Genomic DNA, 23,398 nt, shown 5'->3' with positions numbered 1-23,398 from the left:
TAATTTTGGAGGAAGCATGTTTAAGAATACCCGTTTGTCCGCATTTTTTGCCGCGGTTCTGTTGTCCGTTACCGCTACTACCGCTCTGGTAGCAGCTCCGGCATTCGCTGACGCGCCAGCATCGGCAGCAGCTACGGCTCCAGCGGCAGACGCTGCAGCAGCACCAGCACCAGTTGCTGACGCAGCAGCCCCAGCAGCAGACGCAGCCGCTCCAGCCGCTGACGCAGCAGCTCCAGCCAAAACCGAAGAAGTCCACAACCCGTTCGGCCTGCAAGCAGTATGGGACGGCGGCTTCGTGCCACGCGCTACCCTGATCATCATGGTCATCATGTCGATCGGTACCTGGTACATCATCATCACCAAGCTGATCGATCAAATGAAGATCTTCAAGCAAGCTAAAGAAGCAGCTGCCAAATTCTGGAAAGCTCCTTCGATCGCTGCTGGTTCGGCAACCCTGGAAGAAGGTTCGCCATTCCGCTTCATCGCTGAATCGGGCACCAAGGCAACGGCTCACCATGACGGCGCCCTGCTGGAACAAATCGATCTGTCGACCTGGGTGACGATGTCGATCCAGCGCGCTTCGGACAAAGTTCAATCGCGTCTGCAAGATGGCCTGTCCTTCCTGGCAACCGTTGGTTCGACCGCACCGTTTATCGGTCTGTTCGGTACCGTTTGGGGTATTTACAACGCACTGACCGCTATCGGCATGACCGGTAACGCATCGATCGACAAAGTTGCAGGTCCAGTTGGTGAAGCACTGATCATGACCGCTTTCGGTCTGCTGGTCGCTGTTCCTGCCGTTCTGGGTTACAACTGGTTGGTTCGTCGTAACAAAACCGCAATGGAAGACATCCGCTCGTTCAGCGCCGACGTTCACTCGGTCCTGGTTTCCGGCGTAATGTCCACCAGCGAAGCTGGCCGTGCTGCCGGCGCTAAAAAGATCGGATAAGAATCATGTCGATGTCCGTCGGCTCCGACAGCGGAGAACAAGATCAGGTAATGTCAGAAATCAACACGACGCCGCTTGTCGACATCATGTTGGTTTTGCTGATCATTTTCTTGATCACGAGTCCGGTTGTCCTTAAGCTGCAGAAAATCGATCTGCCGATTGAGGCCAATCAAGCCCTTCAAACCAAGCCGCAAAACGTTAACATCGTTGTTAACAAGGATGGCGAGATTTACCTGGGCCAGACCAGACTGAAAGACACGAACGAGCTGTTCGATTATCTTAAAGTTGAAGCAGTGAAAGTACCGCAGCCGGAAGTACACGTTCGTGGCGACCAAGAAACACGCTACGAATCGATCGGCCGGGTTATTTACACGACCCAACGTGCCGGGATCCAGAAGGTCGGCTTCATCACCGAACCACCTGACAAGGGCTGATAGCGACTGACAGCGGCGTCCCGGCAACACAGGGGCGCCACTGAAGGAAGCTTGCCGGGCGGCAGTTTCGCCCGGTGCTTCGTTGGACTTCTTAAAGGAAACACTATGAGTATGAATGTCGGTTCGGGAAGCGCTCCAGGCGCGGATCCGGAACCAATGATGGAACTGAACATGACGCCCCTCATCGACGTGATGCTGGTGCTGATTATCATGTTGATCATCACGATTCCTAAGCAAAACCACTCGGTGAACCTGAACATGCCGGTCGGCACCCCGCCGCCACCGACAACCGAACCAGTGGTCGTCACGATCGATGTCGATTTTGATGGCACTATCTTGTGGGACAATCAGGTCGTACCTGATCGTAATACGCTGGAAGCCAAACTGAGCAATGTTGCTGCGCAAGCAGACCAGCCAGAAGTGCATCTGCGTCCTAACAAGCTGGTGGAATACAAAGTCGTCGCCGGTGTCATGGCGTCGGCGCAGCGTCTGGGCGTGACCAAAATCGGTCTGGTCGGCAACGAGCAATTCCAGTAAGCTGTAGCAATCAGGTTATCTTTACATCCGAATAGGCAGGACTTCCTGCCTATTCGCTTTTTACTGAAAGACTTTCTCATGTCCAAGTTTCGTCTCGCTCATCTCGGCCTCGTCATGGCCGCTATCGGTTTTACCGCAGCAACTCCTGTAATCGGCCTGGGCTCGCTGGCATATGCCGCCGACACCGTGCGCGCCGAAGTCGGCAAGCCACTGCAAGAAGCACAAAAACTCGCTAGCAGCGGCAAAAACAAGGAAGCGCTGGCCAAACTGCGCGAAGCAGACAGCGTGGGCGGCAAGACCGCCTTTGAAAGCTACCAGATCGAACGCGTACGCGCTTCGGCCGCTGCCGCCGCCGGCGACAACGGTACCGCCATCAAGGCCTTCGAAGCCGTCATCAACTCCGGCCGCCTGAGCGCCGCCGAAGCCCCGAAATTCACGCAAGCCCTGGCCGGCATGTACTACCGCGCCAAGGACTGGCCTAACACCATCACCTGGATCAAACGCTCGCTGAAAGACCGCGAAGATCCACAGATGCGCGAACTGCTGATCCAGACCTACTACGTCAGCGGCAACTACGCCGAAGCGGCAAAAGAGCTGCAGGCACGCGGCGGCAACTCGGAAGCGAGCCTGCAAATGCTGGCCAACATCCAGTTGAAGCAGAACGACAAGGCTGGCTACGTCGCCACCCTGGAAAAACTGGCCGCCAGCTATCCAAAGACCAGCTACTGGGCTGACCTGCTGAACCGCGTATCGGGCAAGCCTGGCTTCTCGCAACGCCTGGGCCTGGACGTGCAACGCCTGCGCCTGGCCAACGGCCTGTTCACCAAGCCTTCCGAATACATGGAAATCAGCCAGCTGGCCCTGCAGGCAGGCAATCCGGGCGAAGCACTGGCCATCATCGAGCAAGGCTACAAAAAAGGCGTGCTGGGTACCGGCGCCGATGCGGCCCGCCACCAGCGCCTGAAAGACCTTGCCCTGAAAACCCAGGCTGACCTGAAGGCCAACGCCGCCAAGTCGGAAGCGGAATACGTCAAGAACAAGGACGCCGACAGCTTGAGCAAGCTGGGCTTCGCCCTGGTGTATGACGGCCAAACCGAGAAGGGCCTGGCCCTGATGAACGACGCCGTGAAAATGGGCACCGCCAAGTACGCGGAAGAAGCCAAGCTGCACCTGGGCATCGCCTACATCCACGCCGGCAAGAAATCCAACGCCATCACCGCGCTGAAAGCCGTCAAAGGCACGGATGGCGCGGCAGACCTGGCACGCTACTGGACGTTGATGAACAAGTAATTGACATCGCACCCAAGCTACCGCGCGTCGCGCTTTGCGGCCTGTGATGCTCGCCGTACCAGCGTACGGTTGCGCTTCTCGGCCACAAATCACTGCCGCTCGCCACGCTTGGGTTCGACGTTGAGAGTGTACTGAATCCATACCAAAAGCGTTGCCAGCTCAGTTGCCGGCAACGCTTTTTGTCCATTTCAGGGGGGAAATTACCCTTCAGGCCGCCCTTGCGGCTGTGCATCCCTGAAACAGTCCGTATAATCCCCCTTTTGGCACAGTTTTTCATCAGATTCCCATGAAGGTATTCCGCGGACTTCCCAATGCCCAGGCACGCGCGCCTTGCGCTTTGACCATCGGCAATTTTGACGGTGTCCACATCGGCCATCAGGCCTTGCTGGCGCGCGTGCGCGAGGCAGCGACCGAGCTCGGCATCGAGGCGGCCGTGATGACGTTCGAACCGCATCCGCGCGAATTCTTCGCGCAGCGCGCTGGCGACCTGTCGAAAGCCCCGCAACGCATCGCCAACCTGCGCGACAAGCTGCAGTCGCTGGAAGATGCCGGCATCGACCGTGTCGTCGTCGAGCACTTCAGCGCCCAGTTCGCCGCCCTGACGCCGCAGGAATTCACGGAAAAAGTCCTCGTCGACGGCTTGCACGTGAAGTGGCTGATGGTCGGCGACGACTTTTGCTATGGCGCCCGGCGCGCCGGCGACGTGGCCATGCTGCAGGAAGCGGGCCGCCAATACGGTTTTCACGTTGAAACGTTACCGACCGTGATGAATGGCAGCACGCGCATTTCCTCGTCGGCCGTGCGCCTGGCGCTGGCCGCCGGCGATTTCCCGCTGGCGACGCAGCTGCTGGGCCATCCCTACGCCATTTCCGGCCATGTGATCCATGGCCAGAAACTGGGCCGCACCCTGGGTTTCCCCACCCTGAACCTGCGCGTGGCGCACCGCCCCGCCCTGTCCGGCATTTTCATCGTGCAAGTGCATGGCCTGGGCCCGCAACCGCTGCCGGCCGTGGCCAGCCTGGGCGTGCGCCCCACCGTCGATGACAGCGGCCGCGTCTTGCTGGAAGTGCATCTGTTCGACTTCAATCAGTCCTGCTACGGCAAGCTGGTGCGCGTGGAATTCCTGGAAAAGCTGCGCGACGAAGAGAAATACGATGATCTGCCCACCCTGACGGCCGCCATCGAACGCGACTCGAACCAGGCACGCGCCTATTTTGCGCAGCGCCGCAGCGCCATTACCGCCACCGACCGAATTTGACCCCGGCCAACTCCGCCGCCTGGCGGCGCCCGCCGCCGCCACACACCTGCTGCAAAACATCTACACCATACAAGTAAAGAAGACTATGTCCGATCAAAACAAGCCAGCCGCGCCCAAGCAGAACAAGAAGCCAGAAAGCAAATACCCGGTCAACATGACGGAAACCCCGTTCCCGATGCGCGGCGACATGGCCAAGCGCGAGCCGCAATGGGTACAGCAATGGCAAGACAAGAAAATCTACGAGCGCGTGCGCAAGGCTGCCGCCGGCCGTCCGAAATTCATCCTGCATGACGGCCCGCCGTATGCGAATGGCGACATCCACCTGGGCCACGCCGTCAACAAGATCCTCAAGGACATGGTCGTCAAATCGCGCTCGCTGGCCGGCTTTGACGCGCCGTATGTACCGGGCTGGGATTGCCACGGCATGCCGATCGAGATCCAGATCGAAAAACTGCACGGCAAGAACCTGCCGACGGCCGAAGTGCTGGAAAAAGCCCGCGCCTACGCCAACGTGCAGGTCGAGCGCCAGAAGAAGGACTTTATCCGCCTGGGCGTGCTGGGCGAATGGGACAACCCCTACCTGACCATGGCGCACGGCAATGAAGCCGACGAGCTGCGCGCGCTGGGCAAGCTGCTGGAAAAAGGCTACGTCTACCGTGGTCTGAAACCGGTCAACTGGTGTTTTGATTGCCAGTCGGCGCTGGCGGAAGCTGAAATCGAATACGAAAACAAACGCGACCCGGCCATCGATGTCGGCTTCAAGTTCGCCGAATTCGACAAGCTGGCCAAAGCCTTCAATCTGCCGACACTGCCGACCGAAAACGGCTTCGTCGTCATCTGGACCACCACGCCTTGGACCATCCCGTCGAACCAGGCGCTGAACGTCCATCCTGAATTGAAATACGCGCTGGTCGAAACCACGCGCGACGGCCAGCCTTTGCTGCTGATCCTGGCGCAAGACCTGGTCGAATCCTGCCTGGCGCGCTTCAAGCTCGATGGCACGACGATCGCCACCTGCGACGGCGCCGCGCTGGAAGGCATCAGCTTCCGCCATCCGCTGCACGCGTCGGACGCTTTCTACGACCGCCTCTCGCCGATGTACCTGGCCGACTACGTGACCGCCGAAAGCGGCACGGGCGTGGTGCACTCGGCGCCCGCGTATGGCGTGGACGACTTCATCTCGTGCAAGGCGCACGGCATGCAGGACGACGACATCATCAAGCCCGTCATGGGCGACGGCAATTACGTTTCGACCTTGCCCCTGTTCGGCGGCATGAGCATCTGGGATGCTTCCAAGCCGATCTGCGCCGCCCTGAAAGAAGCGGGCGCCCTGTTCGAAGTCAAGATGTTCGACCACAGCTACATGCATTGCTGGCGTCATAAAAAGCCCGTCATCTACCGCGCCACCTCGCAGTGGTTCGCCGGCATGGACGTGACGCCAAAAGACGGCGGCGCGACCCTGCGCGAGACGGCATTGAAAGGCATCGCCGACACCGAGTTCTTCCCGGACTGGGGCCAGGCGCGCCTGCACGGCATGATCGCCAACCGTCCCGACTGGACCCTGTCGCGTCAGCGCCAGTGGGGCGTGCCGATGGCCTTCATCGTGCACAAGGAAACGGGCGACCTGCATCCGCGCACGCCGGAATTGCTGGAGCAAGTGGCCAAGCTGATCGAAAAAGACGGCATCGAGGCATGGCAGGCGCTGGATCTGAAAGACCTGATCGGCGACGAAGCGGCCATCTACGCCAAGAACAAGGACACCCTGGACGTGTGGTTCGATTCCGGCGCCACGCACCAGACGGTGCTGGGCGGCCCGCAGGGCCACGGTTCGCACTCGACGCAGCTGCAATTCCCGGCCGACCTGTACCTGGAAGGTTCGGACCAGCATCGCGGCTGGTTCCACTCCTCCCTGCTGGTGTCGTCGATGCTGAATGGCCGTCCGCCATATAAAGCCCTGCTGACGCACGGCTTTACGGTCGATGGCGAAGGCAAGAAGATGTCCAAGTCGCTGGGCAACACCCTGGCGCCGCAAAAGATCTCCGACACCCTGGGCGCCGACATCCTGCGCCTGTGGATCGCCTCGACCGACTACACGGGCGAGCTGTCGATCTCCGACGAAATCCTGAAACGCGTGACGGAATCGTACCGCCGCATCCGCAACACCCTGCGCTTCCTGCTGGCCAATACGTCGGACTTCAACCCGGCCACGGATGCCGTGCCGGTGGCGGACATGTTCGAGATCGACCGCTATGCGCTGGCCAACATGGCCTCGCTGCAGCAGCAGATCGAGAACAACTACGCGCGCTACGAATTCCACCCGGTGGTCTCAAAACTGCAGACCTACTGCTCGGAAGACCTGGGCGGCTTCTACCTGGACATCCTGAAGGACCGTCTGTACACCTCGGGCCTGACGTCACATGCGCGCCGTTCGGCGCAGACCGCCCTGTGGCACATCACGCAAAGCCTGCTGCGCCTGATGGCCCCGGCCCTGTCGTTCACGGCAGAAGAAGCGTGGGCCGTCTTCGCAGGAAGCGAAGCGTATGCCGCCAGCGACGAAACCATCTTCACGCAAACCTGGTGGCAGCTGCCGGAAGTGGCGGACGCCGCCGGCCTGCTGGAGAAATACACGGCCCTGCGCGCCGTGCGCACGGATGTGACGAAGCAGCTGGAAGACTTGCGCACCTCGGGCGCCATCGGTTCCTCGCTGCAGGCGGAGCTGACGATCAAGGCCGCGCCGATGAAGTACAAGCTGCTGACGACCCTGGGCGACGACCTGAAGTTCGTCTTCATCACCTCGCAGGCAACCGTGGCTGAAGTGGCCGACGAAGCGGCCGAAGAGGTGGTCGTGGCCGCATCGACGGCACCGAAGTGCGAGCGCTGCTGGCACTACCGTGCGGACGTGGGCACGGACGCCGCGCATGCTACCCTGTGCGGCCGCTGCGTCAGCAACCTGTTTGGCAAGGGCGAAGTTCGCCGCTTCGCCTAAAACAGCAAGCCGGGGCCGGATGACTCCCGCCCCGCTCCCACCGCCGCGGCCTGCAAGGGCAGCGGCGGCTTTATCTTCCCTGGAAAAATATGGCCACTAAAAACCGTTTTTCATCGAAATCGTCCTCCTCATCGTCGCTGGTGCCCTGGCTGGGCATCGCCGCCATCGTCATCCTGTTCGACCAGATCACCAAGATCACGATCCTGAAGACCTTCCGCTATGCGCAAGAGATGGTCATCACCTCGTACTTCAACCTGGTGCTCGCGTATAACAAGGGCGCCGCGTTCAGCTTCCTGTCCGACCAGGGCGGCTGGCAGCGCTATTTCTTCACCGGCATCGCCCTGGCGGCCGCCATCTACATCATCTACCTGCTGAAAAAGCACGCGGGCCAGCGCATGTTCTGCTGGGCCCTGGCGCTGATACTCGGTGGTGCGCTGGGCAATGCCATCGACCGTCTGATGTATGGCCACGTGGTCGATTTCCTCGACTTCCACTGGAAAAGCTGGGGCCATTTCCCCGCTTTCAATATCGCCGACAGCGCCATCTGCATCGGCGCGGCCCTGTTCATCATCGATGAACTGCGCCGGGTAAACAAGTAATCACGACTGCGGGAGAACGGCATGGAACTGTCCGGCAAAAAAATCGTCCTGGGACTCTCGGGCGGCGTCGCCTGCTACAAGGCGGCGGAATTGTGCCGCGCGCTCACAAAAGCGGGCGCCTCGGTGCAAGTGGTGATGACCGATGCGGCCAGCCACTTCATCACGGCCGTGACGATGCAGGCGCTGTCCGGCCACCCCGTGCACACCAGCCAGTGGGACCCGCGCATCGACAACAACATGGCGCATATCGATCTGACGCGCCACGCGGATGCCATCCTGATCGCGCCATGCTCGGCCGACTTCATGCGCAAGCTGGCGCATGGCGTGTGCGACGACCTGCTGTCGACCCTGTGCCTGGCCCGTCCTTCCCACCTGCCCTTGCTGGTGGCGCCGGCCATGAACGTGGAAATGTGGCAGAACCCCGCCACGCAGCGCAATGTGCAGCAGCTGCGCGATGACGGCATCGAGCTGTTTGGCCCCGCCGCCGGCGAGCAGGCTTGCGGTGAAACGGGCCTGGGCCGCATGCTGGAACCGGAACAGCTGCTGACGGAACTGATCGCCGCCTTCCAGCCGAAAGTATTGGCCGGCAAGCGCGTGCTGGTGACGGCCGGCCCCACCTTCGAGGCCATCGATCCCGTGCGCGGCATCACCAATCTGTCCTCGGGCAAGATGGGCTACGCGGTGGCGCGCGCGGCGCGCGAAGCGGGCGCCGAGGTGCTGCTCATTTCCGGCCCCACGGCCCTCGATTCGCCCTTCGGCGTGCGCCGCATCAATGTGCAAAGCGCGCAGCAGATGCACGATGCCGTGCTGGCCCACGTCGACGACCAGCATGTCTTCGTCGCCGTCGCCGCTGTCGCCGACTGGCGTGTCGTCAACGCCAGCGAGCAGAAAATGAAAAAGCAGGCCGACGGCTCCGTGCCGGAACTGCAGTTTGCGCAAAACCCGGACATTCTCGCCACCGTGGCGGCACGCACCAACCTGGCCGGCTACCCCTACTGTGTCGGCTTTGCCGCCGAGTCGGAAAACCTGGTGGAATTCGGTTCGACCAAGCGCGAAAAGAAAGGCATCCCCCTGCTGGTCGGCAACATCGGCCAGAACACCTTTGGCCAGGACGACAACACCATCATCCTCTTCGATGAAGAAGGCCATACCGTGCTGCCGCGCGCCTCGAAACTGAACCTGGCACGCCAGCTGATTTCGGAAATCTCCAAGCGCATCGCCAAGAATTCGCTGCTCAAATAACCACTCATACGACTTAGCTTAGTTAATCAGATTCATGAAAAATATCGACATCAAGATCCTCGACGCACGCATGAAAGAACTGCTGCCAGCCTACGCCACGCCGGGCAGCGCGGGCCTCGACCTGCGCGCCTGCATCGACGACGCCATCACCATCGAAGCGGGACAGACGGTGCTCATTCCCACCGGCCTGGCCATCCACATCGGCGACCCGTCGTATGCTGCCATGATCCTGCCGCGCAGCGGCATGGGCCACAAAAACGGCATCGTGCTGGGGAATCTGGTAGGCTTGATCGACTCCGATTACCAGGGCCAGCTGATGGTATCGACCTGGAACCGGGGCCAGAGCGCATTCACGCTCAATCCCATGGAACGCCTGGCGCAGCTAATTATCGTGCCGGTGCTGCAAGTGGGCTTTAACGTCGTCGAGGAATTCGGCGACAGCGAACGCGGTGTTGGCGGTTTCGGCAGCACCGGCAAACATTAAGGACTTACTTATGCCAGGTTTCCGCCATCTGATCCCAGCCCAAACTTCGCTGCGCCGATTGGCCACTCCCCTTTTGCTGGCCAGCGCGGCCATCCTCGCCGGCTGTACCACCCCGGGCACGAATGTCAGCGGCCCGTTCAACGTGGTGCCGGCGCCCGACGCTCCCGCCTTCACGGCGCAGCAAAAGGCGGCGCAGGAAGAACTGGTGAAGATGGTGGCGCTGCAGGACCGCCTGTCGAAAGTCTCGGCGCCCCTGCTGATCAACAATGCGGACCTGTGCAAGACGTATGCGCGCAACCTGCTGGGCTTCACGGCCCAGAACAAGTATTCCTACCCTGGCATCTATGCCGACGCGGCACAGGCGGCGCTCGGTTACGGCGAACAGATGCAGGTGTCCGGCGTGCTGCCGGGCAGCGGCGCCGCGCGCGCCGGACTGCGCAAGGGCGACGCCTTGCTGGCGGCCGAAGGCAAGCCGCTGCCGGCCGGCCCCAAGGCGGAAGGTCCATTCGGCGCCATCGTCGGCCCGCTGGCATCCAAGAGTGCCAGCCTGAACATGACCATCGCCCGCGAAGGCCAGCAACAGGACCTGAAAATTCCCGTCACGCGCGCCTGCGCCTTCCGTGTCGCCCTGGGCAATGCGGACAATATCAATGCCTATTCGGACGGTTCGCGCATCATGCTCACGCGCGGCATGATCAACGCGGCGCAGAACGATGAAGGCATCGCCTTTGTCATCGCCCGCGAAATGGCGCACAACATTCTCGACCACGCGCGCAGCCAGCGCACGGCGGGAACTTCCGGCAGCATCATCGACAGCCTGGGCGCCGTGCAGCCCGACGTGTCGATGCTGACGGGCGCCGCCGGCATCAAGGCCATGCCACAGGAACTCGATGCCCAGGCCGATGCCCTGGCCATCTACCTGCTGGCGCGCGCCGGCTACAACGTCGACAACGCCGCACGCTTCTGGCAGCGCCTGGCCACGCAAGTGCCGGCCACGGTCGCCAACGGCTACACGGCCCTGCACCCTGGCACCAACTCGCGCATGGCCGCCATCAACCGCGCCGTGGCCGACGTGCGCGCCAAGCAGGCGGCGAAGAAGCCGTTGAAACCTTAGACCTGATGCAGCAAGGCGGCGCCTGACGCAGCAGGTTTGGTCAGGCGCCGGGGAAGTTGGGGAAGTAGGTGCCCATGACCCATGTGAGGGCGCCGCAAAACACTACCGCCAGGAACAGGGCGATGAGCAGCTTGCCGAACTTGGGAATGCCGTCGTCTTGGGTCTCGTGGTCGTTTGACATGAAATCTCTCCGCAGGCTGTTGGAGAGCGTAGTATAGCCACAATATTGAAGAATATTCCATACTTTGCCGACCCGGCACGGCAAGCACACTGCGCACCCCATGGATAGCATCGACCTTGAAGTCCTGAAAACCTGTGCCGCCTGGCTCGCCGCCGGGCAGCGCTGCGAACTCGTCACCGTCATCAAGACCTGGGGTTCCAGTCCCCGCCCCGTGGGCGCGACCCTGGCCATCTGCGAAGACGGCACGGTGGTCGGTTCCGTTTCCGGCGGCTGCATCGAAGACGACTTGATCGACACTGTGCGCACGCACGGCATCGTGCGCACGCGGCCGGACATCGTCAGCTACGGCATCAGCGCCGACGAAGCGCACCGCTTCGGCCTGCCCTGCGGCGGCACCATCGAACTGGCCATCGAACCGCTGCATGCGGACAGCGGCGTAGCCGAGCTGCTGGCGCGCCTGGAAGCCCATGAACTGGTCGAGCGCCGCCTCGACCTGAATACCGGCGGCGTGACCTTGCAGCGCGCCGCGCCAGGCGCCGTGCTGGCCCTGGACAATGGCGTGCTGACCACGCAGCATGGCCCGCGCTGGCGCTTGCTGATCATCGGCGCCAGCCAGCTGTCGCGCTTTGTGGCGCAAATCGCCACGGCCATGGATTACCGCGTCATCGTCTGCGACCCGCGCGAGGAATACCGCGGCGGCTGGAATGTGCCCGGCGTACCCCTGCTGCATGCCATGCCCGACGACCTGGTGCTGGAACTAAGACTCGACAGCCGCAGCGCCGTCGTCGCCCTCACCCACGATCCCAAGCTCGATGACCTGGCGCTGATGGAAGCATTGAAGTCGCCCGCTTTTTATGTCGGCGCCATCGGTTCGCGTGCCAACAATGCCAAGCGGCGCGAACGGCTGCTGCAGTTCGATGTCAGCGCCGACCAGCTGGCGCGCCTGCACGCGCCCATCGGCCTGTACATCGGCAGCAAGACGCCGGCCGAAATCGCCATTTCCATCCTGGCCGAACTGACGGCCGTGAAAAATGGCGTGCCGGCCGCCCTGCAGATCCAGCACGCGGCCGCCCTGAGCCCGCCCACCACCGATATTTGCGCGCGCTGAAGCCGGACAAGCAAGAAACGAGATGCGCCAGCGGCGCGCCCCTGCTACCTTCCCTGATTTGACCACCATGACCCTGCTGCACTGGACCCTCCCCCTGCCCGCCGGCTACCGCCGCGACGATGTCATCGCCTTTCACAGCCGCGACGGGGAAGCCGTGGCGGAGCAGGTCACGCCTACAGGCCTGCGCAAGGGCATTTTGCTGCAAGGCGTGCCCGTGGCGCTGGACGTGGCGTTGACAGACGCTGCGGCCATCTGCCGCGCCGAGATCGATGGCGCCGCCAACACCGGCCTGCAGGCGCCGCTGCATGGCGCGCTGCTGAACATCCTCGGCCTGCGCATCGACCCGCTGCCGTTCGCGCAACTGGCCGCCAACGATACGCTGCTGGCGCCGCTGGTGCGGCTTAATCCGGGCTTGCGCATCGTGCAATCGGCCAGCCCGTTCGAGGCGCTGACCTGGGCCATCATCGGCCAGCAGATCAACCTGCCGTTTGCCATCGCCCTGCGACGTACCTTCATTCTGCAGGCGGGGCGCCGGCACAGCAGCGGCTTGTGGTGCTATCCGGAGGCGCAGGATGTGGCGCGGCTGGCCATCGAGGACCTGACCAGCCGTAAATTTTCGCGCGCCAAGGCGGAAACCGTGCTGCGCCTGGCGCATCTCGTCAACGATGGAGCATTGTCGCTGGAGCTGCCGCCCTCCGGCGACGTGTCGGCCATCTCGCAAGCGCTGCTGGCCGTGAAGGGCATCGGCCCGTGGACCGTCAATTACGCGCTGCTGCGCGGCTACGGCTATGCCGACTGCTCGCTGCATGGCGACGTGGCCATCCGCGCCGCGCTGCAAAAGCTGCTCGGCGAAGAAGCCAAGCCGGACATGGCGCGCACGGAACAGTGGCTGCGCCACTACGCGCCGCACCGTACCATGGCCGCCGCCCACCTGTGGGCCAGCCTGCATGCGCCGGAAAAAAATAGTTCACCGACCCGGGAATAAATGGCGGGCGGCAGGCGTCTATCCCTTGCAAGCCCTCAACAACCTCAAGGAGACCGCCATGCGCTTCACCACCACTTTCGCCGCCACCGCCCTCGCCGCCCTGCTTTCCGCCCCGCTGGCCTTCGCCGCCGACGCCATGCCCGCCAACGGCATGCTGGTCAATGCCAGCGGCATGACCGTCTACGTGTTCGACAAGGATGTCGCCGACAGCGGCAAGAGCGCCTGCAGCGGCGGCTGCCTGGTGGCCTGGCCCGCCGTCATCGCCACCGAAGCGGCACCCGCCGCCCCGTACGGCAGCATCAAGCGCGAAGACAATGGCGCCATGCAGCTGACCTACAAGGGCAAGCCCCTGTACCTGTACAAGGAAGACAAGAAGCCGGGCGACGCGACGGGCGACAACTTCAAGAACGTGTGGCACGTCGTCAAGCCCTGAGCCTTCCACCCCGCCGCCACCATGACCACGCAAGAGGACAGCCACCAGCTGCAAGCGTGCCTGCCCGGCCTGCGCCGCTATGCGCGCGCGCTGGCCGGCGCCCTGCATGCGGACGACCTGGTGCAGGACACCGTGGAGCGGGCCTGGCGCAAGCTGGAACAGCGCAGCGGCGAGATGCGGCCCTGGCTGTTTTCCATCATGCATAACCTGCACGTGGACCAGTTGCGCCGCGCCGGCCCGCCGCTGCAGGAACTCGACGACGATGCCCTGCTGCCCGCGCCCGAGCGCGCGCCAGGGCAAGCCATCGCCATCGGCGAAATGGATGCGGCGCTGGGCCGCCTGCCGCTGGGCCAGCGCGAAGTGATCCTGCTCGTCGCGCTGGAACAGATGCCGTACGAGCAGGTGGCGGCCACTCTGGGCATCCCCGTCGGCACCGTCATGTCGCGGCTGTCGCGCGGGCGCGAGAAACTGCGCGCACTGCTCGACGGCCGCCCTGCCGACGGCCATGGCGTGCCCACCCTGAAAGTCGTGAAATGACTACGCAAGCCATCAGCGAAGCGCAACTGCACGCCCTGGCCGACGGCGTCCTGCCCGAGGAACAGCGCGCCGCCATCGACGCCCACCTGCGCGCGCATCCGGACGATGCGGCCCGGGTCGACGCCTGGCGTGAACAGAACCGGCAGCTGCGCGCCCTGTTCGACCCCGTGCTCGATGAAACCGTGCCGCCGGCGCTGCTGCAGGCAGCGTCGCCTGCGGCGGCGAATGGCGCCTGGCACCGCCACGCCATGCAGGCGGCAGCGGCCATCGTGCTGCTGGTCGCGGGCGGCGCGGGCGGCTGGCTGCTGCGCGGCGGCGAAGGCGCGCCCGCCAGCGGCAGCCCGATGTCCCTGGCGCGCAGCGCCGCCATCGCCCACGCCGTCTACACGCCGGAAGTGCGCCACCCGGTGGAAGTGGGCGCGGAACAGGAAACGCATCTGGTGCAATGGCTGTCGAAACGCCTGGGCACGGCACTGCAGCCGCCCGCCCTGTCGCCACTCGGCTTTCAATTGATCGGCGGACGCCTGCTGCCAGGCGATGGCGACGGCCCCGTGGCACAGTTCATGTATGAGGATGGCAAAGGCCAGCGCCTGACCCTGTATGTGGCGAAAGAACGCGCCGGCAAGCAGGAAACGGCCTTCCGCTACACGCAGGAAAAGGACCTCGGAGACCTCGGCGTGTTTTACTGGATCGACGGCCAGCTTGGCTATGCGCTGTCGGCGAACCTGCCCAGGCAGGAACTGGGCAAGATCGCCAAGGCCGTGTACGCGCAGCTGGACCAGCCACGCTAAGTGAAGCTGGCCGCGCGCCGCTGTGCGCGTGCTCCGGCCAGGTGGATCAGGCCCGCCAGCATCCCCAGCCCGATGCCAAACACGGCCACACCCGTCCAGCCATAGCGCTGCATCAGCCAGCCGCTGATGGCAACGCCGACGGCGCCGCCGATGAAGGTGGCCGTCATGTACAGGCTGTTGATGCGCCCCTGCGCAGCGGGATCGACAGCAAAGGCGCGCGTCTGGTTGGCCACCAGGGCCGCCTGCACGCCGATGTCGAGCACGATGACGCCGATCACCAGCAAGACCAGCGACGAGGCGGCGCCGGCCAGCAGCAGGTAGGACAGCGTGACGATGGCGATGCTCAAGCCGATGACGGTGCGCGAACCGAGCTTGTCGGTGGCCCTGCCGCCCAGGGTGGCGGCCAGCGCACCGGCCGCGCCGATGATGCCGAAGGCGCCGGCCCAGGCGCTGCCCAGATGCCATGCGCCGTTGGCCAGCAACGCCGCCAGGTTGACCCAGAACGCATTGAAGCACGCCCACAACAGGGCCTGGACCAGCATCGATTCACGCAGAGGCCGGTGGTCGCGCGCCAGTGGCCACAGCGACGCCAGCAAGCCAAGATAGGACAACTCGCTGCCCGGTTTCCCGCGCGGCAGCAGGGCCGCCGCCGCGATCCATACGGGCAGCATGAAGGCCGCTTCCATGGCGTACACGGCGCGCCAGCCGAAGGCTTCGCCCACCACGCCGGCCACCGTGCGCCCCAGCAGGATGCCCACCATGATGCCGCTGACGACCATGCCGACGGAGCGCCCTCGTTCGCCGGGCGGCGACATGCTGGCGGCCAGCGGCACCAGCTGCTGCGGCACGCAGCTGACGATGCCCAGGCCAAACGAGGCGCCGATCAGTGGCCAGATACCGGGCGCCAGCGCGGCCGCCACGGCGAACAGGCCTGCCAGTGCGATCTGTCCCAGCACCAGGGTACGCCGGTCGTAACGGTCGCCCAGCGGCAGCAGCAGCGCCAGCCCTGTCGCAAAGCCCAGCAGCGCGGCGCCGGCCACCAGGTTGACGGCCGCCAGGTCGACGCCCAGGCCCGCCTGGATCAGCGGCAGGATCGGCTGGGTGCAATAGATGTTGGTGATCACCGCGCCGGCGATCACCGCCATCATGAGGATCTTGCCGCGCGGCGCGGCTGGCACACTGTCTGGCGCCAGAGGGGGGTGGGGCATGGGGCGCATGGCGCTCTCCTTTCAGGGTGCCACGGCGACATGCCATGGCGAAGGAGTCCAGCTTACGTACTTGCACCAGCAAAGAGAATCCCCTAACATCGAGAATCATTCTTCCATATTTTGATAGTACTCACAGGGGAGCAAGCGATGGACAGGCTCGAATCCATGGGCATCTTGCTGGCGGTGGTCGACGCGGGCAGCCTGTCGGCGGCCGCGCGCCAGCTCGGCATGCCGCTGGCCAATGTCAGCCGCAAGGTGGCGGCGCTGGAGTCGCACCTCGGCACGCGCTTGCTGCACCGGACCACGCGCCAGCTGTCGCTGACGCAGGCGGGCGGCGCCTATGTGGCCGCCTGCCGCCGCATCCTCGACGAAATCGGCGAAGCGGAGCGCACGGCAACGGGTGAATATGCGACGCCGAAAGGCGAGCTGACGATCACGGCGCCCGTCGTCTTCGGGCGCTTGCACATCGTGCCCGTGGTGGCGGCCTTCCTGGCCCAGTATCCCGAGATCGAGATCAAGCTGGTGCTGACCGACAGGGTCATGCATCTGATGGACGAGCAAGTGGACGTGGCCGTGCGCATCGGCGAACTGCCCGACAGCAGCTTCGTGGCGACGCGCGTCGGCACGGTGCGCCGGGTCGTCTGCGCCAGTCCCGCCTACCTGGCCAGGCATGGCACGCCGGCCACGCCGGGCGACCTGGCCGCGCATGCCTGCGTCAGTTTCGAGGTGCTGGAATCGCGCCGTGCCTGGGACTTCGGCACGGGCAGATCAAGGCAATCCGTGCCCGTGCATTCGCGCCTGGCCGTCAATACGGTGGATGCGGCAATCGCCGCCGCCACCTTGGATGCGGGCCTGATCCGCGTGCTGTCGTATCAGGTCATGGACGCCCTGCGCGACGAAGCGCTGCGCATCGTGCTCGCACCGTTCGAGGCGGCGCCCTTGCCCGTCAGCCTGCTGCACAAGGGACAAACGCCGCTGCCATTGAAACTGCGCGCTTTCTTCGATTTCGTCACGCCGCTGCTGCGCGCGCGCCAGCTGAGCATCGACTGAACATCGACTGAACATCAAATGAGCCTCAGCCCAGCGCACGCTGGAGTTGCGCATACGCCTCGACCAGCCGTTCCTTCGAATAGCCGCGATTGAGCCCGCTCGGGTTGGGCAGTATCCACACGCGCGCGCCGCCGAAGCGCTCCGGCTGTTCGCCCCAGCCTATCGTGCGCTGGCCCGTCATGGCCGCATACGCGGCCTTGCCCAAAAAGGCGATCCATTGCGGCTGCGCCAGCGCCAGCTTTTCCAGCAGGCCCGCCGCCGCCTGCGCGAATTCATCGGTCGCCACCTGGTCCGCCCGCTGCGTCGGGCGCCCGACGGCCGCCGTCAGGCCGATGCCAAATGCCAGCACGCTGCCGTCGTCCTGCGGCACCACCTGGTGCGGCGTGAAGCCGGCCAGGTGCAGCACGGGCCAGAAGCGGTTGCCACGACCAAGAAAATGGTGGCCGGCGATGGCCGCGTCCGCACCGGGATTGAGGCCGCAAAACACCACCCGCAAACCGGGAGCGAGGATATCGGGCAAACCCGGCGCTGTTGTACTGTGTGACATGGGTACGCTCCTGTGCAAGGAGCTGCAGTATAGAAGAATGCGGCCAGCCTCACCTGCCACACCTACTGGTCCGCATTACGCCACTGCGCCAGCTGCAGCAGAGCCGCCAGGCCAGCCACCGCCGCCGCGCCCAGCGCCAGCGACCACGCCGGCCAGTCCAGCAACAGCAGCACGCCACCGGCGGCCGCGCCGATGGCGCTGCCCAGGTAAAGCGCCGACTCGTTGAGGGCGATGGCCAGGTTGCCGTCGCCCTGCGCCGTGCGCACGGCCAGCAGCTGCTGGTTCTGCGGCACTTGCAGGGCCCAGCCGGCAGCGCCCCACAGCACGACAGGCGCCAGCATCAGCCATGCCGACCAGCCGGCCGCCAGCGGCAGCGCGCCCAGGGCCAGCGCCAGCAACAGCAGGATGCACAGAGTGAGTGTCGGCGCGGCCAGCCTGTCGGCCAATGGACCGACCAGCACACTGCCGGCGATGCCGCCCACGCCCCAGGCCCACAGGAAGGGCGTGACGGACAGCGCCTCGCCGTGCGCGGACCATGCCAGCAGCGGCGCGACAAACGTGTACATGCCCAGGCTGGCAATGGCCGCCAGCAGCGACACCAGCAAGATGGCCAGCACCTGTCCGTCCGCCAGCAAGGCCAGCTTGCGGCGCAGCGCGATGGCAGGCGCCGGCGGCAGCACGGGCAGCTTCCACAGCAAGCCGGCCAGCGCCAGCGCACCGAGGAACGCCACCAGCCACAGTGCGGCGGCCCAGCCCAGCTGCTGCGCCAGCAGCAAGCTCAAAGGCACGCCCAGCACCGTGCCGCTGGCCATGCCGCCCATGATCACGCCGATGGCCTTGCCCCGCTGCTGTGGCGCCGCCACGCCCGCCGCCGCCGCGATCCCCAGCGCCAGGTAGACGCCGGCGCCGATGCCGGCGACGGCGCGCAGCGCCAGCAAGCTGGCAAAGCCTGGCGCCAGCGCGCTGGCGCCATTCGCCAGCACGAACACGGCCAGCGCCCACAACAAGCCGGAGCGCTGCGCGCGCGCCGGCAGCAAGGCCACGGCCAGCGGCGAACCTAAGCCGTAGGCCAAGGTGAACGCCGTCACCAGCTGCGCGGCCATCGCCACGGAGACGGCAAAGGCGCCGGCGATCATCGGCATCAGGCCCGCCGTCACGTACGACGCCATGCCGAGCGCGAAGGCCCCCATGGCGATCAGGTAGACAGTGGCAGGCAGCGCAGCGGTGGCAGCGACGGGCGCGCGCGAAATGGAAGAGGAGGAATCAAGCATGGACAGCCTTCAAAAAGAAAGCAGGCATTCTGGAATACAATATAAACAATTACAATTTAACTGTTTATGCTATTACTTGTAGCAACAGGCTCACCTGAAAGACAGCACCATGCGCAGCTTGCAACGCACCCGCCACGAACTGGCCGCCTACCTGCAGGCGCGGCGCGCGCGGCTCTCGCCGCAAGACGTGGGCCTGCCCGGCGGCGGCCGGCGGCGCACGCCGGGCTTGCGCCGCGAAGAGGTGGCGGCACTGGCTGGCGTGGGGCTGACCTGGTACACCTGGCTGGAACAGGGGCGCGACATCGGCGTCTCCAGCGCCTTCCTCGACAAGCTGGCCGAAGTGCTGAAACTCGATGCGGCGGAACGGCGCCACCTGTTCCTGCTGGCGCACGCGCGTCCGCCCGCCGAAGAGGGCAAGACGTTTTGCGTGGTGCCGCCGCTGGTGCGCCGCCTGCTGCACGAACTGGCGCATCCGGCCTATGTGCTCAACCTGCGCTGGGACGTGCTGGTGTTCAATGCGCACGCCGATGCCCTGTTTGGCTTTGGCGCGCATGCCGCTGCGCGGCGCAATCTGCTATGGCTGCTGTTTACCGACCCGCTGCTGCGCCAGCGCCTGGTCGGCTGGGAAGAGCAGGCGCCGCTGATGCTGTCGAGCTTTCGCCGCGACTACGCGCGCGCCACGCAGGAAGCGGACATCCACGCGCTGGTGGAGGAACTGGAAAGAGTCTCGCCCGAGTTCAAGCTGTGGTGGCGCCGCCATGACGTGCATGCGCCGTGCGAAGGCGTGCGCCACCTGGACGTCGATGGCGCGCAGCTCGCCTACGAGCACACCTCGCTGACGATCGACGCCGACCGCCATCTGCGGCTGGTGGTGTACGCACGCCAGGCGCAGGAGTGAAGCGCTGCGCACAACGAAAAAACCGCTGACCCTCTTGCGAGAATCAGCGGCTTCGAATTGGTTGCGGGGACAGGATTTGAACCTGTGACCTTCGGGTTATGAGCCCGACGAGCTGCCAGACTGCTCCACCCCGCACAAGAATTATATACCAGATTGTTGCGCGGCGTAAAGGGCAAGAATTGACAATTCCACTGCAGGACCGGCGCGCGCGGATTGCCGATGGGTGGACGATGCATAGCGTCAGCCAGAAATGAAAAAGCCGCTGATCTTTTGCAAGAATCAGCGGCTTTCCGGTATTGGTTGCGGGGACAGGATTTGAACCTGTGACCTTCGGGTTATGAGCCCGACGAGCTGCCAGACTGCTCCACCCCGCAGACGAATTATATGCGCAAACGGGGTACTTAGGCAATAGCTATCTCAAATTCTGCTGCAATAGAGCCATTTTATTAAAAGTGCACCAGGAAGCGCATTCAACGTTTGGCCGATCGTCAGTGGGGATTGTGCCCGCCCATCACGCCACACGGCACGCAATCGGTGTACAGTAAGCGCTACACTATCACTTTACCGATGCCATCCCTATTGCTAGCCTGCCCATGAAATTCTGCTCCGAATGCGCCCATCCTGTCAGCCTGTCCATCCCGGAAGGCGACAACCGTCCGCGTTATGTCTGCGCCAACTGCGACGCCATCCATTACCAGAACCCGAAAATGGTGGTCGGTTCGATTCCCGTATGGGAGCAGGATGGCCAGTTGCAGGTGCTGCTGTGCAAGCGGGCCATTGAACCCCGCTACGGCTACTGGACTCTGCCGGCAGGCTTCATGGAAAACGACGAGACCACGTCCGACGCGGCCGAGCGCGAAACGGTGGAGGAAGCGGGTGCGAACATCGAACTTGGCCCCCTGTTTTCCTTGCTGAACGTCCAGCGCGTGCATCAGGTGCACCTGTTCTACCTGGCGCGCCTGCGCGACCTCGATTTCGCGCCGGGCATCGAAAGCCTGGACGTGCAGCTGTTTACGGAAGCGCAGATTCCCTGGGACGACCTGGCCTTCCCCACCATCCGCGCCACCCTGGAACTGTTCTTTGCCGACCGTGTCAAAATCCGCAAAGGCGGCAGCTACGGTTTCCATACGGGCGACATCACGCGTCCGATGGCCCGCCCGGATGCCGATGCCGATACCGATACCGGACACGCTGCCTGACCCCGCCGCCACCGCCATCACCGATACTGCATGATTCCCTGGCTCGACATCCATACCCCGTTTCCCGACGTCTCGCGCGCCCTGACCGGCGAGGCGCCCGGCCTGCTGGCGGCCGGCGCCGACCTGTCGCCCGCGCGCCTGCTCGACGCCTACCGGCACGGCATCTTCCCCTGGTTTTCCGAAGGCCAGCCCATCCTGTGGTGGAGCACCGATCCGCGCATGGTGCTGATGACGGACGACTTCAAGGTGTCCGACAGCCTGGCCAAGACGCTGCGCAAGGTCGAGCGCAGCGCCGCCACCGACGGGCGATGGCAGCTGCGCTTCGACAGCGATTTCGAGGCCGTCATGCGCGCCTGCGCGGCGCCGCGCAAGGACGGTCCCGGCACCTGGATTTCCGACGAGATCATCGCCGGCTACACGGGCCTGCACAAGCTGGGCTACGCGCACTCCTCGGAACTGTGGCTCGACGGTGAACTGGTGGGCGGCGCGTATGGCGTGTCGATCGGGCGCATGTTCTATGGCGAATCGATGTTCGCGCGCGTGACGGATGGCTCGAAGATCGCGCTGGCGCACCTCGTGCGTTTCCTCAAGGCGCGCGGCGTGGCCATGATCGACTGCCAGCAGGAAACCAGGCACCTGGCCTCGCTGGGCGCGGCGCCCATTTCGCGCGCGCGTTTCCTGGCCCATCTGCGAAGCGCCATTGAAGCAGCGCAAATCACGGACTGGCAATCTGCAGCACCGGCATAAAAAAGTTATGATAGCTCCAGGCACAGCGCCAGGCACACCGCCGCGGACAGACCAGACAGGATCAGCATGACGCACCTGAACGAACTACCGTTTGCCACCCTCCAGTTCTACACGACGGCGCCCTACCCGTGCAGCTACCTGGACGACCGCCAGGCCCGCTCGCAGGTGGCCACGCCTTCGCACCTGATCAACAGCGACGTGTATTCGGAACTGGTGCGCAACGGTTTTCGCCGCAGCGGCATTTTTACTTACCGCCCGTATTGCGACGGCTGCCAGGCCTGCATTCCCGTGCGCGTGGTGACGCAGTCGTTCACGCCGAACCGCAACCAGCGCCGTGCGTGGAGCCGGCACGCCGAGCTGCAGGCGGGCGTGGCCACCCTCTCCTTTTTGGACGAGCACTACGAGCTGTACCTGCGCTATCAGAGCACGCGCCACGCGGGCGGCGGCATGGACCAGGACAGCCGCGACCAGTACGCGCAATTCCTGCTGCAAAGCCGGGTCAATACGCGCCTGGTGGAATTTCGCGATCCCGGCGGCATCCTGCGCATGGTCAGCATCATCGACGTGCTGGCCGACGGCCTGTCGTCCGTCTACACCTTTTTTGATCCGGACGTGCCGGGCGCCTCGTACGGCACCTACAACGTGCTGTGGCAAATCGCCCAGGCGCAGGAGCTGGGCCTGCCCTACATCTACCTGGGCTACTGGATCGAGCAAAGCCCGAAGATGGCATATAAAATCAACTTCAAGCCGCTGGAAGCACGCATCAAGGGGCAGTGGGTGATACTGTAAACCCGGGGTCGAACAATGCTGTCGGATTGGCGGCGGGTGCCGAGGCCGCAAGCGCGTAATCCGCCCCTGCAAAGCCAACAATGGTGTCGGATTACGCTCCGCTAATCCGACCTACGCGGCTACCCGGCCGATCGAACAAAGCATGGTAGGTCGGATTAGCGCTCAAGCGCGTAATCCGACACCACCCGCGGCGCCAACAATGGCGTCGGATTACGCGGGGCGTTACCCCGCTCATCCGACCTACCCGGCTACATCGCTACCTGGGCTACTGGATCGAGCAAAGCCCGAAGATGGCATATAAAATCTACTTCAAGCCGCTGGAAACGCGCATCAAGGGGCAGTGGGTGATACTGTAAACCCGGGGCCGAACAATGCTGTCGGATTGGCGGCGGGTGCCGAGGCCGCAAGCGCGTAATCCGCCCCTGCAAAGCCAACAATGGTGTCGGATTACGCTCCGCTAATCCGACCTACGCGGCTACCCGGCCGATCGAACAAAGCATGGTAGGTCGGATTAGCGCTCAAGCGCGTAATCCGACACCACCCGCGGCGCCAATAATGGCGTCGGATTACGCGGGGCGTTACCCCGCTCATCCGACCTACCCGGCTACATCGCTACCTGGGCTACTGGATCGAGCAAAGCCCGAAGATGGCATATAAAATCAACTTCAAGCCGCTGGAAGCGCGCATCAAGGGGCAGTGGGTGATACTGTAAATCAAAGCCAACGGCGAAGGGCCGGTGTCGGACCCTCAGGGTCCGACAC

24 protein-coding genes, 2 tRNA genes and 2 pseudogenes are annotated in these 23,398 nt (G+C 64.0%); 22 read left to right on the top strand and 6 right to left on the bottom strand.

Annotated elements, in window-relative coordinates; translation table 11 throughout:
* The first annotated feature begins 16 nt into the window (after positions 1 to 16).
* The 10 genes from ACQ4WR_RS15995 to ACQ4WR_RS15950 all read left to right on the top strand — a co-directional run bounded on the left by ACQ4WR_RS15995 (position 17) and on the right by ACQ4WR_RS15950 (position 10,893).
* Positions 17 to 949: a MotA/TolQ/ExbB proton channel family protein gene (locus tag ACQ4WR_RS15995; RefSeq protein ID WP_219726814.1), complete on the top strand. Its 933-nt coding sequence runs from the start codon at positions 17 to 19 to the stop codon at positions 947 to 949.
* Between the two features lie 5 nt (positions 950 to 954).
* Positions 955 to 1,383 carry an ExbD/TolR family protein gene (locus tag ACQ4WR_RS15990; RefSeq protein ID WP_102294371.1) on the top strand — a complete coding sequence of 143 codons (429 nt, stop codon included), beginning with the start codon at positions 955 to 957 and terminating at the stop codon, positions 1,381 to 1,383.
* A gap of 105 nt (positions 1,384 to 1,488) precedes the next feature.
* Positions 1,489 to 1,920 carry an ExbD/TolR family protein gene (locus tag ACQ4WR_RS15985; RefSeq protein ID WP_180979394.1) on the top strand — a complete coding sequence of 144 codons (432 nt, stop codon included), beginning with the start codon at positions 1,489 to 1,491 and terminating at the stop codon, positions 1,918 to 1,920.
* A gap of 78 nt (positions 1,921 to 1,998) precedes the next feature.
* Positions 1,999 to 3,210 (top strand): tetratricopeptide repeat protein, encoded by a 1,212-nt coding sequence (locus ACQ4WR_RS15980; protein WP_102294372.1) that lies wholly within the window; start codon positions 1,999 to 2,001, stop codon positions 3,208 to 3,210.
* A gap of 286 nt (positions 3,211 to 3,496) precedes the next feature.
* Complete coding sequence (locus ACQ4WR_RS15975; RefSeq protein ID WP_436488408.1) at positions 3,497 to 4,468, top strand: bifunctional riboflavin kinase/FAD synthetase; 972 nt, start codon at positions 3,497 to 3,499, stop codon at positions 4,466 to 4,468.
* 85 nt (positions 4,469 to 4,553) lie between these two features.
* Positions 4,554 to 7,454 (top strand): isoleucine--tRNA ligase, encoded by a 2,901-nt coding sequence (ileS, locus tag ACQ4WR_RS15970; protein WP_436488406.1) that lies wholly within the window; start codon positions 4,554 to 4,556, stop codon positions 7,452 to 7,454.
* 89 nt (positions 7,455 to 7,543) lie between these two features.
* Complete coding sequence (gene lspA, locus ACQ4WR_RS15965) at positions 7,544 to 8,053, top strand: signal peptidase II (protein WP_076568171.1); 510 nt, start codon at positions 7,544 to 7,546, stop codon at positions 8,051 to 8,053.
* 21 nt (positions 8,054 to 8,074) lie between these two features.
* Positions 8,075 to 9,295 (top strand): bifunctional phosphopantothenoylcysteine decarboxylase/phosphopantothenate--cysteine ligase CoaBC, encoded by a 1,221-nt coding sequence (coaBC, locus tag ACQ4WR_RS15960; protein ID WP_102294374.1) that lies wholly within the window; start codon positions 8,075 to 8,077, stop codon positions 9,293 to 9,295.
* Between the two features lie 34 nt (positions 9,296 to 9,329).
* Positions 9,330 to 9,779: a dUTP diphosphatase gene (gene dut, locus ACQ4WR_RS15955; protein WP_102294375.1), complete on the top strand. Its 450-nt coding sequence runs from the start codon at positions 9,330 to 9,332 to the stop codon at positions 9,777 to 9,779.
* Positions 9,780 to 9,837: 58 nt separating this feature from the next.
* Complete coding sequence (locus ACQ4WR_RS15950; protein WP_436488403.1) at positions 9,838 to 10,893, top strand: M48 family metalloprotease; 1,056 nt, start codon at positions 9,838 to 9,840, stop codon at positions 10,891 to 10,893.
* A gap of 40 nt (positions 10,894 to 10,933) precedes the next feature.
* On the opposite strand, the gene ACQ4WR_RS15945 is transcribed toward ACQ4WR_RS15950, so the two are convergent.
* On the bottom strand, positions 10,934 to 11,074 hold the full coding sequence (locus ACQ4WR_RS15945) for a hypothetical protein (protein ID WP_180979395.1): 141 nt from the start codon (positions 11,072 to 11,074) through the stop codon (positions 10,934 to 10,936).
* A gap of 100 nt (positions 11,075 to 11,174) precedes the next feature.
* Between ACQ4WR_RS15945 and ACQ4WR_RS15940 the strand changes: the two genes are divergently transcribed.
* From ACQ4WR_RS15940 to ACQ4WR_RS15920, 5 genes are all read left to right on the top strand, one after another.
* The gene (locus ACQ4WR_RS15940; protein WP_436488401.1) at positions 11,175 to 12,182 is read left to right on the top strand and encodes an XdhC family protein; all 1,008 of its coding nucleotides are present in this window, start codon (positions 11,175 to 11,177) and stop codon (positions 12,180 to 12,182) included.
* Positions 12,183 to 12,249: 67 nt separating this feature from the next.
* Positions 12,250 to 13,167, top strand: a complete 918-nt coding sequence (locus tag ACQ4WR_RS15935; RefSeq protein ID WP_436488756.1) for a DNA-3-methyladenine glycosylase family protein — start codon at positions 12,250 to 12,252, stop codon at positions 13,165 to 13,167.
* Between the two features lie 58 nt (positions 13,168 to 13,225).
* Positions 13,226 to 13,600 carry a COG4315 family predicted lipoprotein gene (locus ACQ4WR_RS15930; protein WP_102294382.1) on the top strand — a complete coding sequence of 125 codons (375 nt, stop codon included), beginning with the start codon at positions 13,226 to 13,228 and terminating at the stop codon, positions 13,598 to 13,600.
* 21 nt (positions 13,601 to 13,621) lie between these two features.
* Complete coding sequence (locus tag ACQ4WR_RS15925; protein WP_436488399.1) at positions 13,622 to 14,137, top strand: RNA polymerase sigma factor; 516 nt, start codon at positions 13,622 to 13,624, stop codon at positions 14,135 to 14,137.
* A complete protein-coding gene (locus ACQ4WR_RS15920; protein WP_436488397.1) occupies positions 14,134 to 14,928 on the top strand; it encodes an anti-sigma factor family protein in 795 nt (264 codons plus the stop codon). The genes ACQ4WR_RS15925 and ACQ4WR_RS15920 overlap by 4 nt, the downstream gene beginning before the upstream one ends.
* Here the strand turns inward: ACQ4WR_RS15920 and ACQ4WR_RS15915 are convergent.
* The gene (locus tag ACQ4WR_RS15915; protein WP_436488395.1) at positions 14,925 to 16,136 is read right to left on the bottom strand and encodes an MFS transporter; all 1,212 of its coding nucleotides are present in this window, start codon (positions 16,134 to 16,136) and stop codon (positions 14,925 to 14,927) included. The two genes, ACQ4WR_RS15920 and ACQ4WR_RS15915, sit on opposite strands and share 4 nt — an antisense overlap.
* Positions 16,137 to 16,283: 147 nt before the next feature.
* Here ACQ4WR_RS15915 and ACQ4WR_RS15910 point away from each other — a divergent pair, with 147 nt between their 5' ends.
* A complete protein-coding gene (locus tag ACQ4WR_RS15910) occupies positions 16,284 to 17,186 on the top strand; it encodes a LysR family transcriptional regulator (RefSeq protein WP_436488393.1) in 903 nt (300 codons plus the stop codon).
* Positions 17,187 to 17,211: 25 nt separating this feature from the next.
* Here the strand turns inward: ACQ4WR_RS15910 and mug are convergent, their stop codons facing one another.
* Both mug and ACQ4WR_RS15900 read right to left on the bottom strand, forming a co-directional pair.
* A complete protein-coding gene (gene mug / locus ACQ4WR_RS15905; RefSeq protein WP_436488391.1) occupies positions 17,212 to 17,733 on the bottom strand; it encodes a G/U mismatch-specific DNA glycosylase in 522 nt (173 codons plus the stop codon).
* A 62-nt stretch (positions 17,734 to 17,795) separates the two neighbouring features.
* Positions 17,796 to 19,004, bottom strand: coding sequence for an MFS transporter (locus ACQ4WR_RS15900; RefSeq protein WP_436488389.1), 1,209 nt, complete (start codon positions 19,002 to 19,004; stop codon positions 17,796 to 17,798).
* A gap of 109 nt (positions 19,005 to 19,113) precedes the next feature.
* Here ACQ4WR_RS15900 and ACQ4WR_RS15895 point away from each other — a divergent pair, with 109 nt between their 5' ends.
* Entirely contained in the window at positions 19,114 to 19,902 is a 789-nt protein-coding gene (locus ACQ4WR_RS15895; RefSeq protein ID WP_436488387.1) for a helix-turn-helix transcriptional regulator, read from the top strand.
* Between the two features lie 58 nt (positions 19,903 to 19,960).
* Here the strand turns inward: ACQ4WR_RS15895 and ACQ4WR_RS15890 are convergent.
* Positions 19,961 to 20,037: transfer RNA gene (locus tag ACQ4WR_RS15890), tRNA-Met, on the bottom strand.
* Positions 20,038 to 20,199: 162 nt separating this feature from the next.
* A tRNA-Met gene (locus ACQ4WR_RS15885) sits at positions 20,200 to 20,276 on the bottom strand.
* Positions 20,277 to 20,495: 219 nt separating this feature from the next.
* Between ACQ4WR_RS15885 and ACQ4WR_RS15880 the strand changes: the two genes are divergently transcribed.
* The 5 genes and pseudogenes from ACQ4WR_RS15880 to ACQ4WR_RS15860 all read left to right on the top strand — a co-directional run.
* Positions 20,496 to 21,101, top strand: coding sequence for an NUDIX hydrolase (locus ACQ4WR_RS15880; protein WP_436488385.1), 606 nt, complete (start codon positions 20,496 to 20,498; stop codon positions 21,099 to 21,101).
* Positions 21,102 to 21,131: 30 nt separating this feature from the next.
* Positions 21,132 to 21,848: a leucyl/phenylalanyl-tRNA--protein transferase gene (aat, locus tag ACQ4WR_RS15875; RefSeq protein WP_102292631.1), complete on the top strand. Its 717-nt coding sequence runs from the start codon at positions 21,132 to 21,134 to the stop codon at positions 21,846 to 21,848.
* A 66-nt stretch (positions 21,849 to 21,914) separates the two neighbouring features.
* On the top strand, positions 21,915 to 22,637 hold the full coding sequence (locus ACQ4WR_RS15870; RefSeq protein ID WP_436488383.1) for an arginyltransferase: 723 nt from the start codon (positions 21,915 to 21,917) through the stop codon (positions 22,635 to 22,637).
* 257 nt (positions 22,638 to 22,894) lie between these two features.
* Positions 22,895 to 22,993 (top strand): annotated as a pseudogene (locus ACQ4WR_RS15865) (arginyltransferase); the annotation flags it as partial.
* Between the two features lie 257 nt (positions 22,994 to 23,250).
* A pseudogene (locus ACQ4WR_RS15860) lies at positions 23,251 to 23,349 on the top strand (arginyltransferase); the annotation flags it as partial.
* Positions 23,350 to 23,398: the final 49 nt, after the last annotated feature.

The sequence above is a fragment of the Janthinobacterium amylolyticum genome (assembly GCF_051380655.1).
GTDB lineage: Bacteria > Pseudomonadota > Gammaproteobacteria > Burkholderiales > Burkholderiaceae_D > Janthinobacterium.
Note: the sequence above shows the minus strand (reverse complement) of the source record. Positions and strands in the feature narration are given on the sequence as shown.

What these genes read in the sequence shown, in the direction of transcription:
- ACQ4WR_RS15995 (WP_219726814.1), top strand. Translation starts at nt 17, where the DNA reads ATGTTTAAGAATACCCGTTTGTCCGCATTTTTTGCCGCGGTTCTGTTG.
- ACQ4WR_RS15990 (WP_102294371.1), top strand. Translation starts at nt 955, where the DNA reads ATGTCGATGTCCGTCGGCTCCGACAGCGGAGAACAAGATCAGGTAATG.
- ACQ4WR_RS15985 (WP_180979394.1), top strand. Translation starts at nt 1,489, where the DNA reads ATGAGTATGAATGTCGGTTCGGGAAGCGCTCCAGGCGCGGATCCGGAA.
- ACQ4WR_RS15980 (WP_102294372.1), top strand. Translation starts at nt 1,999, where the DNA reads ATGTCCAAGTTTCGTCTCGCTCATCTCGGCCTCGTCATGGCCGCTATC.
- ACQ4WR_RS15975 (WP_436488408.1), top strand. Translation starts at nt 3,497, where the DNA reads ATGAAGGTATTCCGCGGACTTCCCAATGCCCAGGCACGCGCGCCTTGC.
- ileS (WP_436488406.1), top strand. Translation starts at nt 4,554, where the DNA reads ATGTCCGATCAAAACAAGCCAGCCGCGCCCAAGCAGAACAAGAAGCCA.
- lspA (WP_076568171.1), top strand. Translation starts at nt 7,544, where the DNA reads ATGGCCACTAAAAACCGTTTTTCATCGAAATCGTCCTCCTCATCGTCG.
- coaBC (WP_102294374.1), top strand. Translation starts at nt 8,075, where the DNA reads ATGGAACTGTCCGGCAAAAAAATCGTCCTGGGACTCTCGGGCGGCGTC.
- dut (WP_102294375.1), top strand. Translation starts at nt 9,330, where the DNA reads ATGAAAAATATCGACATCAAGATCCTCGACGCACGCATGAAAGAACTG.
- ACQ4WR_RS15945 (WP_180979395.1), bottom strand. Translation starts at nt 11,074, where the DNA reads ATGTCAAACGACCACGAGACCCAAGACGACGGCATTCCCAAGTTCGGC.
- ACQ4WR_RS15940 (WP_436488401.1), top strand. Translation starts at nt 11,175, where the DNA reads ATGGATAGCATCGACCTTGAAGTCCTGAAAACCTGTGCCGCCTGGCTC.
- ACQ4WR_RS15935 (WP_436488756.1), top strand. Translation starts at nt 12,250, where the DNA reads ATGACCCTGCTGCACTGGACCCTCCCCCTGCCCGCCGGCTACCGCCGC.
- ACQ4WR_RS15930 (WP_102294382.1), top strand. Translation starts at nt 13,226, where the DNA reads ATGCGCTTCACCACCACTTTCGCCGCCACCGCCCTCGCCGCCCTGCTT.
- ACQ4WR_RS15925 (WP_436488399.1), top strand. Translation starts at nt 13,622, where the DNA reads ATGACCACGCAAGAGGACAGCCACCAGCTGCAAGCGTGCCTGCCCGGC.
- ACQ4WR_RS15920 (WP_436488397.1), top strand. Translation starts at nt 14,134, where the DNA reads ATGACTACGCAAGCCATCAGCGAAGCGCAACTGCACGCCCTGGCCGAC.
- ACQ4WR_RS15915 (WP_436488395.1), bottom strand. Translation starts at nt 16,136, where the DNA reads ATGCCCCACCCCCCTCTGGCGCCAGACAGTGTGCCAGCCGCGCCGCGC.
- ACQ4WR_RS15910 (WP_436488393.1), top strand. Translation starts at nt 16,284, where the DNA reads ATGGACAGGCTCGAATCCATGGGCATCTTGCTGGCGGTGGTCGACGCG.
- mug (WP_436488391.1), bottom strand. Translation starts at nt 17,733, where the DNA reads ATGTCACACAGTACAACAGCGCCGGGTTTGCCCGATATCCTCGCTCCC.
- ACQ4WR_RS15900 (WP_436488389.1), bottom strand. Translation starts at nt 19,004, where the DNA reads ATGCTTGATTCCTCCTCTTCCATTTCGCGCGCGCCCGTCGCTGCCACC.
- ACQ4WR_RS15895 (WP_436488387.1), top strand. Translation starts at nt 19,114, where the DNA reads ATGCGCAGCTTGCAACGCACCCGCCACGAACTGGCCGCCTACCTGCAG.
- ACQ4WR_RS15880 (WP_436488385.1), top strand. Translation starts at nt 20,496, where the DNA reads ATGAAATTCTGCTCCGAATGCGCCCATCCTGTCAGCCTGTCCATCCCG.
- aat (WP_102292631.1), top strand. Translation starts at nt 21,132, where the DNA reads ATGATTCCCTGGCTCGACATCCATACCCCGTTTCCCGACGTCTCGCGC.
- ACQ4WR_RS15870 (WP_436488383.1), top strand. Translation starts at nt 21,915, where the DNA reads ATGACGCACCTGAACGAACTACCGTTTGCCACCCTCCAGTTCTACACG.